Here is a 14,543-nt window from a genome sequence, read left to right on the forward strand (position 1 = left end):
TCAAAAAAAGCCCCACAATCATTAGACACTTTGTCTAACAATTGTAGGGCACTTCAGCCTCTGATCAGGCGCTTTTTTGATGCCGCAAAACGTGTTCCAAACCGGTGCCGACAACTAAGCCCAAAAGTGCCGGCACGACCCAGCCCAAACCGTAAGCAAACCCAGGCAGGTAATGACCCAGCGCTAAAAGCCGGGCGATCCAGCCGTGGTGCAGCCCGGCTGGCAGTGCGTTGAGCCCATCCAGCAGCGCCGGCACCAGGGTGAACAGGGTCACGGTGCCGAACAGGCCGTGCGCGTGCCCCAGCCACGGCGTCAGCAGGCTGAGCAGGATCAGCGTGATCGCCAGCGGGTACAGGAAGTACATGACCGGCGTGGCAACGGCGAGAATGGCGTCGAGCCCAAAGTTGGCAAACAGCAGTGAGGCCCCCGCGGCCAGGGTGATCAGCGCAAAGTACGACACTTTGGGAAACAGCTCGTGCAGCGCATCGCCGAACGCGGAGATCAGACCGATCGCCGTTTTCAGGCACGCCAGGATCACAATTGCTGCCAGCAGCATCGACCCGACCGGACCAAAGTACGCCCGCGCAACATTGGCCAGAATCGGGCCGCCGTTGCTGGCGCGGGCAAACACCCCTAGGGAATTGCGCCCAAGCAGCGCCAGCAGGGCGTACAAAACTCCCATCATCACCACAGCCAGCGCGCCAGCCTTGATCGTGTTGCCGGCGATTGCCGTCGGTTTGGTCACTCCAAGGTCCTTGAGGGCATCGACCACAATAATGCCAAACGCCAGGGCCGCCAGCGCGTCCATCGTGGAATACCCGGCGGTGAAGCCGGTCAACAGCGGCTGGCTGCCGTAAACGCCGGCCGGCGCGCCGCCTGACCCCAGCGGGTGCACGACCACGGCGACCAGCAGCACGCCCAGCACGATCAGAAACGCCGGCGTCAGGATTTTGCCGACGTAATCCATGATTTTACTGGGCCGGCGCGCAAACCACCAGGCAATGCCGAAAAACAGCACCGAGTAAACAAGCATCCCCAGCGTTGCGTGCTGGCTCCCCACCGCTTTCGCCAGCCCGATCTCGTACGAAATCGGGGCCAGACGCGGCAGCGCAAACGCCGGGCCGATGCAGACGTAAAGCACCAGGGTGAACCAAAATGCGTAGTGGCGGTTCACCTGCTTGGCGAGTTCAAACACGCCAGCCGTTTTGGTGATGCCGATGGCGGCGACGCCCAACAGCGGCAGGCCCACCCCGGACAGCAAAAACCCCAGCAGCGCCGGGCCCAGGCGGCTGCCGGCCTGCTGGCCCACAAACACCGGAAAAATCAGATTACCGGCACCAAAAAAAAGGCCGAACAGCATCGACCCGATGACCAGCTGTTCCCGTTTCGTCAGTTGATGTGAGGTCATGGCTCCTCCTTAAGCGGCAAGGTGCAAATACGCCTGCAAAAACCGTGCGACCCCGTCATGGGCGTTGTCCGCGGGGGTCACCGCATTCGCTGCGTTCAGAACGGCCGGTCGCGCATTTTGCATGGCCACGCCCACCCCGGCGTACTCGATCATGTCGAGGTCATTGAGGTCGTCCCCAAACGCGAGAATGTCCGGTTGCGCGATGCCGTACGCGCCGGCCACATAGGCCACGGCACGGGACTTGGACGCGTGCGCGGTCGTGATCTCAAGCGCGGTATGTTCACCGCTCCACGCGCCCCAAGTCTTGGCAACCAGCTGCGGAAAGCGGTCATGAACCGCGGTAGTCAGCGGCTGCAGCAGGTCACCGTCCACAAACAAGGTGACTGAGATCGGCGCCCGGGTCAGGCCGGCCTGGTCAAACAGGTGGGCCGGGTGCGGCAGGTCCGGTAGAAACGGGATGTTGCTGTACGCGTGGTCGGCGCGCAGCAGCTGTTTGCCTTCCGCCACCATCACGCGAATGTCGAAGTCCTGGCGCAGATCAAGCAGCTGCAGCGCCGTTTTGATCGGAATGGTCGCCTGCAGCTCGCGGTCCCACTGCTGGTGAGGTTTTTGAATCAAGCCGCCGTTAAAGTTAATCATGGGGCCGGTCAGGCCGATCTGATCGTAAAAATTCTCGGTGATCGAATCCGGCCGGCCGGTGGTGATCACCACCAGGTGTCCGGCATCCCGCGCTGCCCGCAGCGTCGCGATGGTTTTAGCGCTCAGCTGGCTGTCTTGGTTCAGGGTCGTCCCATCCAAATCTAAGGCAATCAATTTTCGGTTCATGTGGGTTACTCCTTCTTTCTTCGACAGGATCAGTACACGGCGCCGGGATACAAATTCGCACTCAGGCTGGTAAAGTCGTAAGTCGCCATCTCGCTCAGCCGCATCACCACGTCTGCGGCCCCCAGGCCATCAGGTTAATGGGCTCGCCAAATTGGCGATCGGGAATGACCAGCACGACCGGCTTGCCCAGCGCATGGGCGTAACCCATTTCCACGCCGCAGCCGACGTCTTCCTCCTTGGGCAGATAAATCACCGCCAGCAGGTCGGTCTGCTTGATGCCCAGCAGGTCCCCTCGATAAGTGGCCGTGGCCCACTCCGGGTCCTTCAGGTACTCGGGGTGCGCGCCCACGTCCAGCTTTTGATAAGGGTGATCCAGCGGAACGTAAGACAGGTCGCCGTTCAAAGTCGGGTTTTGGGTCAGCGCGGCCAAGGCCTGGTCGTAAGCTTGTTTTTGCGCTGGCGTGAACCAGCCGGCGGCAAAGTAAATACTTTTAGGATTTTTCAAAAGGTGCTCCTTCTTGCCTGTTGCTCACCAGCACGTATAATGATTGCTGGAGGTGGCAGACATCAACATTCAACTGTACACAGACGGGGGCAATCGCAACACCGGCAATGTCTTGGGCGGCTCGGTGCGGCCGACGGACAAAAGTGCATGGGCCGCGCTGCTGATTTACGGGGAGCACCACAAAATGCTTTCCGGCGCCGACTATGGCCGCACCAATAATTATATGGAAATCACCGCGGTCATTGAAGGCCTCAAGGCGATCACCAAGCCGAGCTACCAGGTCGATGTGTATTCCGACTCCGCCTACGTGATCAACACCATGAACGAGCGCTGGTGGGTTAAGTGGCAGCAAAACGGCTGGCAGAAAAAGGGCAAGCCCGTCATCAATGCTGAATTATGGCAGGCATTGCTGGCGCAAGTCAACCGGTTTGACCAGCCGCCGGTCTTTCACAAGGTCAAGGGCCACGCGACGAATCAGCACAACAACGAGGTCGACGCCGCACTGAACCTGGCCATGGACAAGTTACCGGCCCGCCGGCATTAAGTTATCCGGATAGGTTTTTTGAACGAACTGCGCGATCACCGTCAGCATGTGCTCCACTGACGGTGATTTTTGCGTGGTCGGATTCGTCACCAGGCACAGTGTCCGGGCAAACGGCTCGGAAAACGGCCAGACGTTGATGTCCCCGGTCAGCTTTTGCAGCGCCAGGCGTGGCAGCACCCCAAAGCCCAGCCCCGCCTCGACCATCGACAGTATTGACTGGTCATCGATCGAGTAGTTCAGCGAGTTCGTGGACACCTGGTAGCGGTCCAGGGCCGCCTTGGTGTCGCGGTCGTAGTCCCCCTGTTGCAGGATGAAGGTCTGCTTGTTCATGTCGGCGTCGGTCATCGTCTTCCCGTTTTTCGGCGTGAAGTCGCGCGGCGTGATGCAGTAAATAGGGTCCTTGAGCAGCGGCACGACCACCAGCGACGACTCCACCGGCAGCAGCGAAAACCCGATGTCCAAGGCCCCGGTGCGCACCTGCTCGCCGATTTCATTGAAGCCGCCCTGCATCACCGACACGTCGACCTTCGGCGTTTCGGCCTTGAACTGGCGAATCACCGGCGGCAGCCAGTTGGTCGACACCGAGGAAAAGGCCCCCAGCCGCACGCGGCCGGTGTTTTGGCCATTGATGTTGTCGGCGATCTGGGTCAGCTGGTCCTCGAGGTTCAAAATGGCCTGCACCGTGGGCAGCACCTGCTGGCCGTCGGGTGTCAGCTCAACGCCGGTGCGGTTGCGAATGAACAGCGGAAAGCCCAGGGCAGTTTCGAGCTGAGAGACGCTGTGGCTGATCGCACTGGGTGTGACGTTGAGTGCGGCGGCGGCGCGGATGAAGGTTTTCTCCGTGACCACGGCGCGAAAGACTTGGTAACTGAAGTTGGACATGGCGGCTCCTTACGTGACAGATTTTCACAGTCAAAGATGTTATGTGAATAATCATACGCTTGTCTGGGCCGCGGTCAAGTTTGGCGCGCACGCAAAAACGCCTCGCATGACGGCGAGGCGTTAAGGCTTATCCCAGATACCCGATGATCATGGCGCCAATCAGGATGACAAGGACGGCGGTCGTGATCCAGGTGTACAAGCGGTCTTTTTCCTTGATGAAGGCGTAAATCGAGACCACGACCCGGAGCACCGGGGTCAGGATTAAGAGAAACAGGCCAAGCATCAGCACCGCGTACGGCTTTAGCGCCACGACGCCTTGCAAAATTGCGGCCGGCCGACTCGGATGCGCGCCGGCCGGATAACCGCCGGTGCCTTCGATCAAAAACATCGCTAGGCCAATGACAATGACCGTCGCGGCCACGATCACGCCAATGCGCAAGATCTTGCCAATGATCAGCTCAATGTCCTTCGTTTCGGTTTCGATCTTCTGGTTCATCCGATGTTCACCCCGAATCCTTTAAGCAGCATCTGCAGGCCCATGTAGCCAATCACCGGAATGAAGATCCAGCGCAGCACCTTGGTCGGCATGATCTGCATCAGCCGCGTACCCAGCGTGGCCCCGATCAGGATTCCAATCGCGAGCGGCGCGGCAATTTGCGGCTGCAGCGAGCCGTTGAAAAAGTACACCGTTGCACTGGCGGCGGCGGTGACCCCCATCATCAGGTTTGACGTGGCGGTCGACGGCTTCAGCGGCATTTTCATGATGGTGTCCATCGCCAGGACCTTGAAGGCCCCCGAACCGATACCGAGCAGCCCCGACGCCAGCCCGGCGCCGAACATCATGGCAAAGCCACCCGGCACGTTGGTGACTTGGTAGTCGATCCGCTGGCCGGTGCTTTTGTCGAAGTACTGACCGTTCAGGTTGAGCTTTTCGGCCGCCTGGTCCGGCACCGGCGCCTTGATGTTTTCCGGCTTCATCAGCATCTTGCGGATCATGTTGTAAACCGAGAACAGCAGCAGCGCCCCGAACAGGAAGTACAGGATGTTCGCGTTGAACAGGCCCGTCAGGATCGCGCCGAGCACGGCGCCGATGGTCGTGGCGATTTCCAGAAACATCGCCACGCGCAGGTTGAGCATGTCGTCCTTGAGGTACGCGATGGTGGCGCCGCTGGAAGTGGCAATGACCGCCACAATGCTGGCGGCGATCGCGTACTGGATCGGCAGCCCGAGCATTAAGGTCAGCACCGGCGTGATAATGATGCCGCCGCCCAGCCCCAGCAAGGCGCCCAGGATCCCGGCCATCAGGCCCACGCCGGCCAAAAGAAGCGCTTGAACCACCATGGGCTAGTCCTCCTTCTTGCGGCTAGTCGTGCTGCGCTTTTTGGCCGCGGGTTTGCGCGTGGTGCGCTTGCGCGTCGTCGCCTTTTTCGCCGTCGTGCGCCGCGTGCTGGTTTTGCGCGTCGGTTTGGCCCGGCTGGCCGGGGCTTCCTTCACGATTGGCTTCGGCGTTTCGCGCGCGGTCTTGATGGCCGCCAGCTTTTCGTGCACTTCGGCGGCAACGGCAGCCATGTTGGCGGACTTATTCGCAAGGTAGGCGTCTGCCGTGGCGATTTCGTCGATGCGCAGGCCCGAGGCGTTGACGTACGGCGAAACCACGATCAAGTTAAGGGTGATGGGTGTGTCCTTATCCGCATCCAGAAAATTAGTGACCTTTTTGCTGTCCTCAAATGGCAGGTTGATGACACCAGTCTCAATGCGCACGTAGGTGGGCTCATCGCCTTCGATGGTCAGCTGCGCCGAAATGAGCTTCCCGGCGGCCAGGGCCTGATCCACATCACTAAAAACCGGGGCCAGCGCCTTTTCGACGCCTGCAGTGGCCGCCACCTCGGTGATTGGATAATTGGTCTGTTCGTAGTTCCCCGCTTCAATGGCTTCCTGAAAAGCCTTCACGTTGATTTCCATGTTTATCCCTCTTTACTTATTCTTTGGCCATCATATCCTATGTAAGCGGCTCGGTTCAAGCCGGCCTCCCTTTTCAAGCCCGAACATCCGTTTTATACTGGAGGGAAACGCCGGCGTGTGGACCCTCAAGCCCGCCGGTAAGATTTTGCCAAGAAAGGAGCCGCCACCATGGCAGACAACCGCATTGGCGTGCGCGAGCTCGTCGAACTCACCGTGCGCACCGGCGACCTAGATCCGGTCACCACCAATTCCAACAACACCGCCATGCTGGGCGCTTCGATCCACCGCCGGCTGCAGGCCGCTCATGGCGAGGACTACGAAAAAGAGGTCTACCTGGCCCAGACGGTCAAAGTCAACGACGTGGCCTACACCATTGACGGGCGCGCGGACGGCGTGGATACCAGCAAGAAGCGCACCGTGGTCGAGGAGATCAAAACCTCGGCGCGCGACTGGACGGATGTCACCCAAAACACCAAGGATCGCTACTGGGCCCAGGCACGCGTGTACGGCCATTTTCTCTGCGACGAGCGGGACTTGCCCGAGGTCGAGCTGGATCTGATTTACTACCAAACGACAAATGATCACATCACGCGCTTCACCGAGGTCAAAACCGCAGAAGAACTGGCCGACGACTTTCAGGACCTGCTGACCGATTTTGGCGACTGGCTGAAAATGCGCAGCGACATTGTCTTGCGCCGCGACGTCAGCATCAAGACTATGCAGTTTCCGTTTCCCAAATACCGCAAGGGCCAGCGCGAACTGGCCGCGGCCGTGTACCGCACCGTTGCCAACTCGACCCGCCTGTTTGTCGAGGCTCCAACCGGCACCGGCAAAACCATTTCCACACTGTTTCCGGTGCTCAAGGCCATGGGCGAAGGCCTGATCCAGCGCAGCTTTTACCTGACCGCCAAGCAGAGCACCCGCCACGTGGCCGAAAAAGCGATGGCGCTGATGACCCAGCACGGCTTGCGCGCCAAAAGCATCACGCTGACCGCCAAGGACACCATCACCTTTGACGACGAACCCGACGACCCCAGCGTGAACCCCTACATGCTCGGCTACTACGACCGCCTCAAGCCAGCGCTGAAGGACCTGCTGGGCCACGAGGACGCCATCACGCGGCCGGTGATCGAGCAGTACGCCAAAAAGCACACGCTGGATCCCTTCGAGTTCTCGCTGGACGTCAGCCTGTTTTGCGACGTCATCATCTGCGACTACAACTACCTCTTCGACCCAGCGGTGTTTCTCCAGCGCTTCTTTGCCGAGCCGGACACCGGCAACTTTTTCCTGATCGATGAGGCCCACAACCTGGTCGCCCGGGCGCGCGAAATGTACAGCGCGGAACTGTTGGACACTGACTTTGCGACGCTGCGGACCGCCATCGACAAAAAGAAGGGCAAGGGCCTGCCGCCGGTCAAGGGTGCCTTGTCGAAGGTGCTGACGGCCTTTGACGCGGTGCGCTTAACGGTGGACGACCAGCCGCTGACGTTTCAAAAACCCCAGCTCGATGACTTCATCGCCCAGCTAACCGGATTCACCAGCGCCGTGCACGACTGGCTCGGCCAGGACCCCGACACGCGCAGTCAAGACGTTGTCGACTTGGTGCTTCCGGTATTTTTCAGCGCCACCAGCTACCTGCGCATCGCCGATTACTACAACGACGCCTACGAAACCGAAATCGAAAACGCGGCCGGGGCCATCCACCTCAAGGAACTGTGCCTGGATCCCAGTCAGTTCATCTCGGACTGCTTGGCCAAGGGCCGCGGCGCCGTGCTGTTTTCGGCGACCCTTTCGCCGCTGCCGTACTACCAGGACATTCTCGGCGGTCGCGACCAGTCGCTGGCCTACCGCCTGCCGTCACCGTTTCCCCAGGAGAATCTCAAGGTGCTGGTCACCCAGTTTATCACGCCGACATACCGCAACCGTGAGTCCAGTCTACCGGCGCTGATCGCCAGCCTGACCATGATGGTGAGCACCAAGGCCGGCCATTACCTAGTCTTTCTGCCCTCACACAGCTACCTCACCACCGTCGCTGAGGCCTTCAAGGCCGCCAACCCCGACCTCGCCACGGTGGTGCAGGCCGGCTCCATGACCGGCGCCGAGCGCACGGCCTTTTTGGCGCGCTTTCGCGATGACCCCCGGCCGGTGGTCGGGTTCGCCGTGCTCGGCGGCATTTTTAGCGAAGGCATCGACCTGGGCGGGGCAAAGCTCATTGGCGTTGCCATTGTCACGGTCGGCCTGCCCGGGCTGAACGCGGAAACCGACCGCCTGCGCGCCTACTTCGACGCCCAAGGCCAGGACGGGTTCGCCTACGCCTACCAGCTGCCCGGCTTCAACAACGTACTGCAGGCCGGCGGGCGCGTCATCCGCGGTGCCAAGGACGTCGGCGTTGTGCTACTGGCCGACAGCCGCTTTGCCGGACCGCGGTACGCGCCCCTGTTCCCGCCACACTGGACCCACGCCACCGTCGCCACCGACCTCGACGACATGGCCGCGCAACTGACCGATTTTTGGGAGGCTCATCGTGAAAACACCCCTGACGCTTGATTTGGAAAAAACGCTGTACGCCTACTGGGAGGACCAAGGCGCGGTGGCGGTCGAGGAAGTCACCATGCCAGACGACCGCGGCATTGTCGACACGCTGGTCATGCAGCCTGGCGCTCCCTTGACCTGGCGCTGCTTTGAGCTGAAGGTGACCAAAAGCGACTTTCACAGCAGCGCCAAGCTGAGTTTCATCGGCGACTACAACTACTTTGTGCTGCCACTCCCCTTGTACCAACAGGTGGCTGGCGAGATTCCTGCCGGCATCGGCGTGATGACCTACCAGCCCTTTGCCCCGGCCGCCATCCAAGCGGCCACGGTGCCCATCACCGTCCCCGGCCAGCTGACCATCAGTCGCCCGCCGCGGCGCCAGGCTTTGCAGGTGCCGGAATCTCAGCTGCTGGAACGCTTCATCGCCAGTCTCAACCGCGAGGTGCAAAAGGCCAAGCAAGTCGAAAAAGGCCTGGCCCACTTTTCCGATGAGCAGCTGCTGGCCGAGGTGAAGCGCCGCTCGGATCAGTACCGCGTGTACGACCCGGAGGCCAACTTGTACGACCGCGTCATGGGCGAGGTTGAAGACACCGCCGTTGCCACCCTGCAAGCCGAAGTGGACGCCTTGACGGCCGAGCTTGCAGAATTGAGGCTGCAGTCATGAATTACTACCCGTTGATTCGCGGCCGCCAGTACGACCTGCTAGCCCTGCGCGAAGCCGTCACCAAGGATTTCCTTTCGCCTCACATCCTACCGGTCATCGAACCGGTCAAGGACTTACCCGCCCTAGCCGCCGTGGCCCGAGCTTTCACCGACCGAAAGCACCCGCTGTTCATCGTGCAAAACCCGCAGGTGGGCCGCTACGGCCTGCTGGCAAGGCCCAGTCACGTCGCCGTGTTGTCCGCTTGGGTCCACCCAGCGCGCTACTTTGACGGTCAGCCAAGCGCGCTGATCATTGCCGAAACGCTGGCGCAAGCCGTGGCCTTGCGGGCGGATCAGCCCTGCCTACTGCCCGGCGGGGCCCGGTTTCGCCGGCTGCAGCGGCCAAGCGCCGCCTATCTGGAGGACCACACCCCGACGCGCGAACGCACTGAGGACTACCGGCTCGTCCAGCGCGAGTTTTACCAGTACCCCAAAACGACTTTGCCAGGGGCCGGCTTTGCCGACTACCCGCTATCAACGCGGCATTACGACGAGCGCGGGTATCCCCAGCGCGCGCTGTCGCTGCACCTGTTATTTAAATCCGGTCAGCAGCTATGGATGCAGCACTTCACCTCGGTCAACAATGCGGACTTTCACGATCCCCAAGGCAAGTTTTTTGAGGCGGCCGCGCCGCTTCCCGCCTGGCTGAAGGACCACCCCGATGCGGCCACGCCTGCGTTAACCGAGATGATCCAGTACGCGACCGATCAGCACTTTCCCGGTGCCGGCGTGTTGCGCAAGCTGCAGCTGCGGCATTTTCTCAGCATCATGGGCCAGTACTTAGATGACTGACAGGCTAAAAAAGGCGTCCGTCTCGCAGTGAGATGGACGTCTTTTGCTTGTCGATGTTGAATTAGAAGGCGACGTGAACGCCAAACGATGGGGCAAAGTAGCCCGAAATCGTCCCCACCTGAACGGTTTGGCCGGGTTGTGGCGCGTGGATGTACTGGTTATTGCCAATATAGAGCGCCACGTGATACGGCACCCCAGCAGTGGCCCAGAAGACCAAGTCGCCAGGCTGCAGCTGGGAAACGGAGAGCCGCGTCCCGTTGTACTGCTGACTGCCGGTGTAACCGCCAAGGGTGATGCCCAGCGCGTTCTTGAAGGTGTAGTAGACCAACCCGGAGCAGTCAAAGCTGTTAGGGCCTTTAGCGCCCCATTGGTAAGGCTTGCCAATTTGCAGGCGCGCCGTCGCGATCAGCTTCTGGGCCTTCTGAGCGCGGCTGAGCGTCGAGGTCGTGGTTGCTGGCTTGCTGGTGGTTGCGGCCTTGGCCGGTGCTGTCGCCTTGACCGTGGTCGTGGCGGCTGGCTTAGTGGCGGTCGTCGTTGCTGCACTGGCCGCTTGCGTGGTCGAAGGCGCAGCCACGGTGCCAGTTGTTGCAACGTTAGAAGGAATATAGCCACCTGAGGTCAATTGATACCAGGTCGCGCCGTCAGCATTCACTTTGCCGTTGGCGGTGACCTTCTGACCGTTGCTCAGGTACTTGCCGGAAGCAGTCGTGAAGCTAGGTGCACTCCAAACTGTGACGACACTTGGGTAGTTAACGGTCAGGGTAAAGGTGCCAGCTGTGACAGCCGGCTTTGCAGCGCTAGACACAGGCGCGGCAGAAGTGACTGCAGGGGCAGCACTCGACGCGGCTGGTGCGGCACTAGAAACTGCTGGTGCGGCACTGGATGCGGCCGGCTGAGCTGCAGATACCGCCGGTGCAGCGGAACTGGCTGCCGGAGTCGAAAAACTTGCGGCCGGGGCGGCAGCACTCGCAGCAGGTGCAGCAGCGCTAGATGCAGGGGCAGCACTTGCGGCAGGCGCAACCACACTGCCTGATTCAGAAGCAAAGCGAGCCGGCACATAACCGCCGGTGCTCAAGCGGTACCAAGTCTCCCCATTGCTGGTAGTCTTGGCAACCGCCGTGACCTGCTGACCAGTGGCCAAGTAACGGCCGGTCGGCGTCTGGTAGTGGGTCGAAGCCCATACCGTGGTGGCGCCGCCAACGTAGGTCACCGTCAGCTTATACTGGCCAACCTGCGTGTCACTTGCAGAGTTGGAACTGGTGGCCTGGTCTGCCGCCGCATTGGCGTTGGCAGTCTGGCCATCTTCGGCTTGCAAGTAAACGGCCGGGATCCATTCGTTAGCGCCGATTTGATACCAAATCGCCCCGTTAACGACCTTGGAACCCTGAATTGCAATGCGCTGGTTGAACAAGACGTAACGCTTGACCTGGTTAAACGCCGGCGTCTTCCAAACAGTCGTTGCACCCTGTTGGTAAGTCACCGTGCCGGTAGTTGACGCGCTAACCTGGCTCGGCGCAGAGACCAGTGCTGCCAGTCCTGCAACCCCCGCGAGACCAGCGGTCAGTGCAATTGCCTTAGTCGATTTTCCCATACGTAAGTGCCTCCAATTTCAACATCACATTTAAAAGTCCGAAAGCTATTTTAAGATTTCTTAACGATTAGTTTTAGCTTAGCACCATGCCCCAGGGTTTTCACCGAATAGGCGTTCGTTTTTGTCCAAATCGGCGTGGCCACCAGCGCCCAGCCCCGTCATCAAGCGGCCCAGGCTGTCCACCAACGTTATTTTTCATTTATGTTACAAACGGATAACGGTCTTTAAAGCCAGCCGAATCATGTCGTCAAAGCTGGTCTGACGCTCTTGGGCCGTCGTTTCTTCCCCGGTGACCAAGTGGTTGGACACCGTCAAAATGGCCAGCGCACGCCGGTGGTACTTGGCCGCCAGCAGGTACAAAGCCGGCGTCTCCATTTCGGTGGCGAGCACCCCGTAATCGATCAGTTTCTGGCGGTCCATCTCATCGTTGTAAAAGCGGTCCTCCCCGAGCACATTGCCCACGTGGCAGCGCAGGTCATCCTCACGCGCCAGCTGAGCAGCCGTTTCCAGCAGTCCAAAATCGGCCAGCGGGGCGAAGTACAGCCCGGCGCCGAACGTGTTCAAAATGATCGATGAGTCCGTGGTCGCGCCTTGCGCCAGCACGATGTCGCGCACTTTGACCTGAGGGGCCAAACCGCCGGTCGTGCCGACCCGGATCAGCGTCTTGACCCCGTAATCCTTCATCAACTCAGTGGCGTAAATCGAAATCGACGGAATGCCCATGCCAGTCGCCTGCACGGACACGCGGCGGCCCTGGTAAGTGCCGGTGTAGCCGAACGCGTTGCGAACAGTGTTGTACAGCACCGGGTCATCCAGGTAAGTTTCGGCAATGTACTTTGCCCGCAGCGGGTCCCCAGGCAGCAGAACCACGTCCGCGATCGCATCTTGTGGCGCATCAATATGTGTGCTCATGATCTTCCTCCATTTAACCCTACTTCAACGCTGCCAAAAACGAGTGCCCAACGCCAGTGCCTTCGACCCCGAAATTCTCCAGGATCGTCGCGCCCATGTCGGCAAACGGCGAGCGAATGCCCAAGTCACCGCCGCCTGGCAGCGACTTGCTGTAAACCACCAGCGGCACGTATTCGCGCGTGTGATCGGTGCCGCGGAAAGTTGGGTCGTTGCCGTGGTCGGACGTGATCATCAGCAGGTCATCCTCTTGCATCGCCGCCATCAGCTCCCCGAGCTGCTTGTCGAAGGCCATCAGCGCATCGCCGTCGCCTTGCGCGTTGCGGCGGTGACCGTACATCGCGTCAAAATCGACCAGGTTCGTGAAAATAAAGCCCTCCCGAGCCGACTCGACCTGCTTGATGGTCTGATTCATCCCATCCTCGTTAGAGACGGTGTGGATGCCGTCATCCAGTCCTTGGCCGGAGAAAATATCGTTGATCTTGCCGACACCATACGTCGGGACACGAGCAGCCTGCAGGCGGTCGAGGTCCGTCGGAGCGTTAGGCATCAGCGCGTAGTCATGGCGATCCGACGTGCGCGTGAAGTTATCCGCCTTGTCGCCGACATACGGGCGCGCAATGACCCGACCGATTTTGTATGGCTGGTCGGTGGTGATGCTGCGGGCGTACTCGCAGATCTTGTACAGTTCCTTAAGCGGGATCACCGCCGTGTTTGCCGCAATCTGCAGCACCGAATCCCCTGACGTGTAAACGATCAGGTCGCCGGTTTTGAGCTGCTGCTCGCCGTATTTTTTGATGACCTCGGTGCCAGAGTACGGCAGGTTCACGATCACCTTGCGGCCGGAAAAGTCCTCGATCTGCTTAATCAGCTTTTCGGGGAACCCCTGCGGGAAAAAGCCGAGCGGCTCGGTGACCGGCAGGCCCATCATTTCCCAGTGTCCGTCCATGCTATCCTTACCGGCAGATATTTCGAACATCTTGCCATAATAGCCGATGGGCTTTTGGATGGGTTCTACGCCGCGGATCGGTGCGTCTTCGCGAATGTTACCCAGGCCGAGCTTCTGCCAGTTCGGCAGCGCCCAGTCGCCATGAAAGAACTCGCCGATGTGGCCCAGCGTGTCCGCGCCCTCATCGTTAAACTTCTGGGCGTCCGGCGCGGCACCGATCCCGATGGAATCCGTGACGATGCCAATGACCCGTTTAAACTTTGCCATCAGTCGATCACCCCGGCTTCCTTGAGAATGGTGACGCCGGCGCTGGCGCCCAACCGGTCCGCCCCGGCCTCGATCAGCGCCTTGGCTTCTTCGTATGAGTGGATCCCGCCGGCGGCTTTGACGCCAAGCCGCGTGCCGACCGTCTTGCGCATCAGCGCCACATCGTGCACAGTGGCCCCACCGCTGGCAAAACCGGTCGACGTCTTGACAAAGTCGGCCCCGGCAGCCTCAGCGGCCTGGCAGGCCCGCACTTTTTCGTCGTCGGAAAGCAGCACGGCCTCAATGATCACCTTGAGCACCGCGCCCTTGGCGTGCGCAGCGTCAGCTACTGCCTGAATGTCCGCCTTGACCTGGTCGTCATGGCCGCCCTTGAGCTCGCCAATGTTCATGACCATGTCGACTTCCTTGGCGCCGTCGTCAATGGCGTGGTTGGCCTCGTCGACCTTGATGAAGGTCGTGTTGGCGCCCAGCGGAAACCCGATGACGGTGCAAACGTTGACGTTCGTGCCGCGCAGCGTTGCCGCTGCCCGCGGGACCCAGTAGGGATTGATGCAGACGCTGGCAAAATCGTACTGCTTGGCTTGCGCCAGGACGGTGTCGATCTGTTCCTGCGTGGCGTCCGGCTTGAGCAACGTGTGATCAATGTATTTCGCTAAAGGCTTTTCCATGTTTTGC

The 14,543-nt window shown here is 60.4% G+C and carries 14 protein-coding genes and 1 pseudogene; 4 read left to right on the plus strand and 11 right to left on the minus strand.

Annotation, left to right across the window (positions count from 1 at the left end; genetic code table 11):
* Nucleotides 1–64: 64 nt before the first annotated feature.
* The 3 genes and pseudogenes from brnQ to FC75_RS07750 form a co-directional block, all read right to left on the minus strand.
* The gene (brnQ, locus tag FC75_RS07740; RefSeq protein WP_056989563.1) at nt 65–1,408 is read right to left on the minus strand and encodes a branched-chain amino acid transport system II carrier protein; all 1,344 of its coding nucleotides are present in this window, start codon (nt 1,406–1,408) and stop codon (nt 65–67) included.
* A gap of 9 nt (nt 1,409–1,417) precedes the next feature.
* A complete protein-coding gene (locus FC75_RS07745) occupies nt 1,418–2,233 on the minus strand; it encodes a Cof-type HAD-IIB family hydrolase (protein ID WP_054665940.1) in 816 nt (271 codons plus the stop codon).
* 29 nt (nt 2,234–2,262) lie between these two features.
* Nucleotides 2,263–2,738 (minus strand): annotated as a pseudogene (locus tag FC75_RS07750) (nucleoside 2-deoxyribosyltransferase).
* Nucleotides 2,739–2,799: 61 nt separating this feature from the next.
* Here FC75_RS07750 and FC75_RS07755 point away from each other — a divergent pair.
* A complete protein-coding gene (locus tag FC75_RS07755; RefSeq protein ID WP_420843316.1) occupies nt 2,800–3,282 on the plus strand; it encodes a ribonuclease H family protein in 483 nt (160 codons plus the stop codon).
* Here the strand turns inward: FC75_RS07755 and FC75_RS07760 are convergent.
* The 4 genes from FC75_RS07760 to FC75_RS07775 form a co-directional block, all read right to left on the minus strand.
* Nucleotides 3,262–4,164, minus strand: coding sequence for a LysR family transcriptional regulator (locus tag FC75_RS07760; RefSeq protein ID WP_056989564.1), 903 nt, complete (start codon nt 4,162–4,164; stop codon nt 3,262–3,264). The two genes, FC75_RS07755 and FC75_RS07760, sit on opposite strands and share 21 nt — an antisense overlap.
* Nucleotides 4,165–4,291: 127 nt before the next feature.
* Nucleotides 4,292–4,660: a DUF1634 domain-containing protein gene (locus FC75_RS07765; protein ID WP_056989565.1), complete on the minus strand. Its 369-nt coding sequence runs from the start codon at nt 4,658–4,660 to the stop codon at nt 4,292–4,294.
* Nucleotides 4,657–5,502 carry a sulfite exporter TauE/SafE family protein gene (locus tag FC75_RS07770; RefSeq protein ID WP_082397856.1) on the minus strand — a complete coding sequence of 282 codons (846 nt, stop codon included), beginning with the start codon at nt 5,500–5,502 and terminating at the stop codon, nt 4,657–4,659. Before FC75_RS07770 ends, FC75_RS07765 begins: the two co-directional genes overlap by 4 nt.
* A 6-nt stretch (nt 5,503–5,508) precedes the next feature.
* On the minus strand, nt 5,509–6,126 hold the full coding sequence (locus FC75_RS07775; protein WP_054665950.1) for a hypothetical protein: 618 nt from the start codon (nt 6,124–6,126) through the stop codon (nt 5,509–5,511).
* Between the two features lie 168 nt (nt 6,127–6,294).
* Here FC75_RS07775 and FC75_RS07780 point away from each other — a divergent pair, with 168 nt between their 5' ends.
* The 3 genes from FC75_RS07780 to FC75_RS07790 are packed head-to-tail and all read left to right on the plus strand — an operon-like array spanning nt 6,295 to nt 10,152.
* Nucleotides 6,295–8,673 carry an ATP-dependent DNA helicase gene (locus FC75_RS07780; protein WP_056989566.1) on the plus strand — a complete coding sequence of 793 codons (2,379 nt, stop codon included), beginning with the start codon at nt 6,295–6,297 and terminating at the stop codon, nt 8,671–8,673.
* Nucleotides 8,651–9,322, plus strand: a complete 672-nt coding sequence (locus tag FC75_RS07785; protein ID WP_056989567.1) for a hypothetical protein — start codon at nt 8,651–8,653, stop codon at nt 9,320–9,322. The genes FC75_RS07780 and FC75_RS07785 overlap by 23 nt, the downstream gene beginning before the upstream one ends.
* Nucleotides 9,319–10,152, plus strand: coding sequence for a sce7725 family protein (locus FC75_RS07790; protein ID WP_056989568.1), 834 nt, complete (start codon nt 9,319–9,321; stop codon nt 10,150–10,152). The genes FC75_RS07785 and FC75_RS07790 overlap by 4 nt, the downstream gene beginning before the upstream one ends.
* Nucleotides 10,153–10,213: 61 nt before the next feature.
* Here FC75_RS07790 and FC75_RS13275 read toward each other — a convergent pair whose 3' ends face one another.
* The 4 genes from FC75_RS13275 to deoC form a co-directional block, all read right to left on the minus strand.
* Nucleotides 10,214–11,743, minus strand: coding sequence for a C40 family peptidase (locus FC75_RS13275; RefSeq protein ID WP_056989569.1), 1,530 nt, complete (start codon nt 11,741–11,743; stop codon nt 10,214–10,216).
* Between the two features lie 204 nt (nt 11,744–11,947).
* On the minus strand, nt 11,948–12,655 hold the full coding sequence (deoD, locus tag FC75_RS07800; protein ID WP_054666148.1) for a purine-nucleoside phosphorylase: 708 nt from the start codon (nt 12,653–12,655) through the stop codon (nt 11,948–11,950).
* Between the two features lie 19 nt (nt 12,656–12,674).
* A complete protein-coding gene (locus FC75_RS07805; protein WP_056989570.1) occupies nt 12,675–13,868 on the minus strand; it encodes a phosphopentomutase in 1,194 nt (397 codons plus the stop codon).
* Nucleotides 13,868–14,536, minus strand: coding sequence for a deoxyribose-phosphate aldolase (deoC, locus tag FC75_RS07810; protein ID WP_056989571.1), 669 nt, complete (start codon nt 14,534–14,536; stop codon nt 13,868–13,870). Before deoC ends, FC75_RS07805 begins: the two co-directional genes overlap by 1 nt.
* Nucleotides 14,537–14,543: the final 7 nt, after the last annotated feature.

The sequence above is a fragment of the Lacticaseibacillus camelliae DSM 22697 = JCM 13995 genome (assembly GCF_001436615.1).
Lineage (GTDB): Bacteria > Bacillota > Bacilli > Lactobacillales > Lactobacillaceae > Lacticaseibacillus > Lacticaseibacillus camelliae.

Excerpts from the sequence above, each read along its gene's own strand:
- brnQ (WP_056989563.1), bottom strand. The coding sequence starts at position 1,408 with ATGACCTCACATCAACTGACGAAACGGGAACAGCTGGTCATCGGGTCG.
- FC75_RS07745 (WP_054665940.1), bottom strand. The coding sequence starts at position 2,233 with ATGAACCGAAAATTGATTGCCTTAGATTTGGATGGGACGACCCTGAAC.
- FC75_RS07760 (WP_056989564.1), bottom strand. The coding sequence starts at position 4,164 with ATGTCCAACTTCAGTTACCAAGTCTTTCGCGCCGTGGTCACGGAGAAA.
- FC75_RS07765 (WP_056989565.1), bottom strand. The coding sequence starts at position 4,660 with ATGAACCAGAAGATCGAAACCGAAACGAAGGACATTGAGCTGATCATT.
- FC75_RS07775 (WP_054665950.1), bottom strand. The coding sequence starts at position 6,126 with ATGGAAATCAACGTGAAGGCTTTTCAGGAAGCCATTGAAGCGGGGAAC.
- FC75_RS07780 (WP_056989566.1), top strand. The coding sequence starts at position 6,295 with ATGGCAGACAACCGCATTGGCGTGCGCGAGCTCGTCGAACTCACCGTG.
- FC75_RS07790 (WP_056989568.1), top strand. The coding sequence starts at position 9,319 with ATGAATTACTACCCGTTGATTCGCGGCCGCCAGTACGACCTGCTAGCC.
- FC75_RS13275 (WP_056989569.1), bottom strand. The coding sequence starts at position 11,743 with ATGGGAAAATCGACTAAGGCAATTGCACTGACCGCTGGTCTCGCGGGG.
- deoD (WP_054666148.1), bottom strand. The coding sequence starts at position 12,655 with ATGAGCACACATATTGATGCGCCACAAGATGCGATCGCGGACGTGGTT.
- FC75_RS07805 (WP_056989570.1), bottom strand. The coding sequence starts at position 13,868 with ATGGCAAAGTTTAAACGGGTCATTGGCATCGTCACGGATTCCATCGGG.
- deoC (WP_056989571.1), bottom strand. The coding sequence starts at position 14,536 with ATGGAAAAGCCTTTAGCGAAATACATTGATCACACGTTGCTCAAGCCG.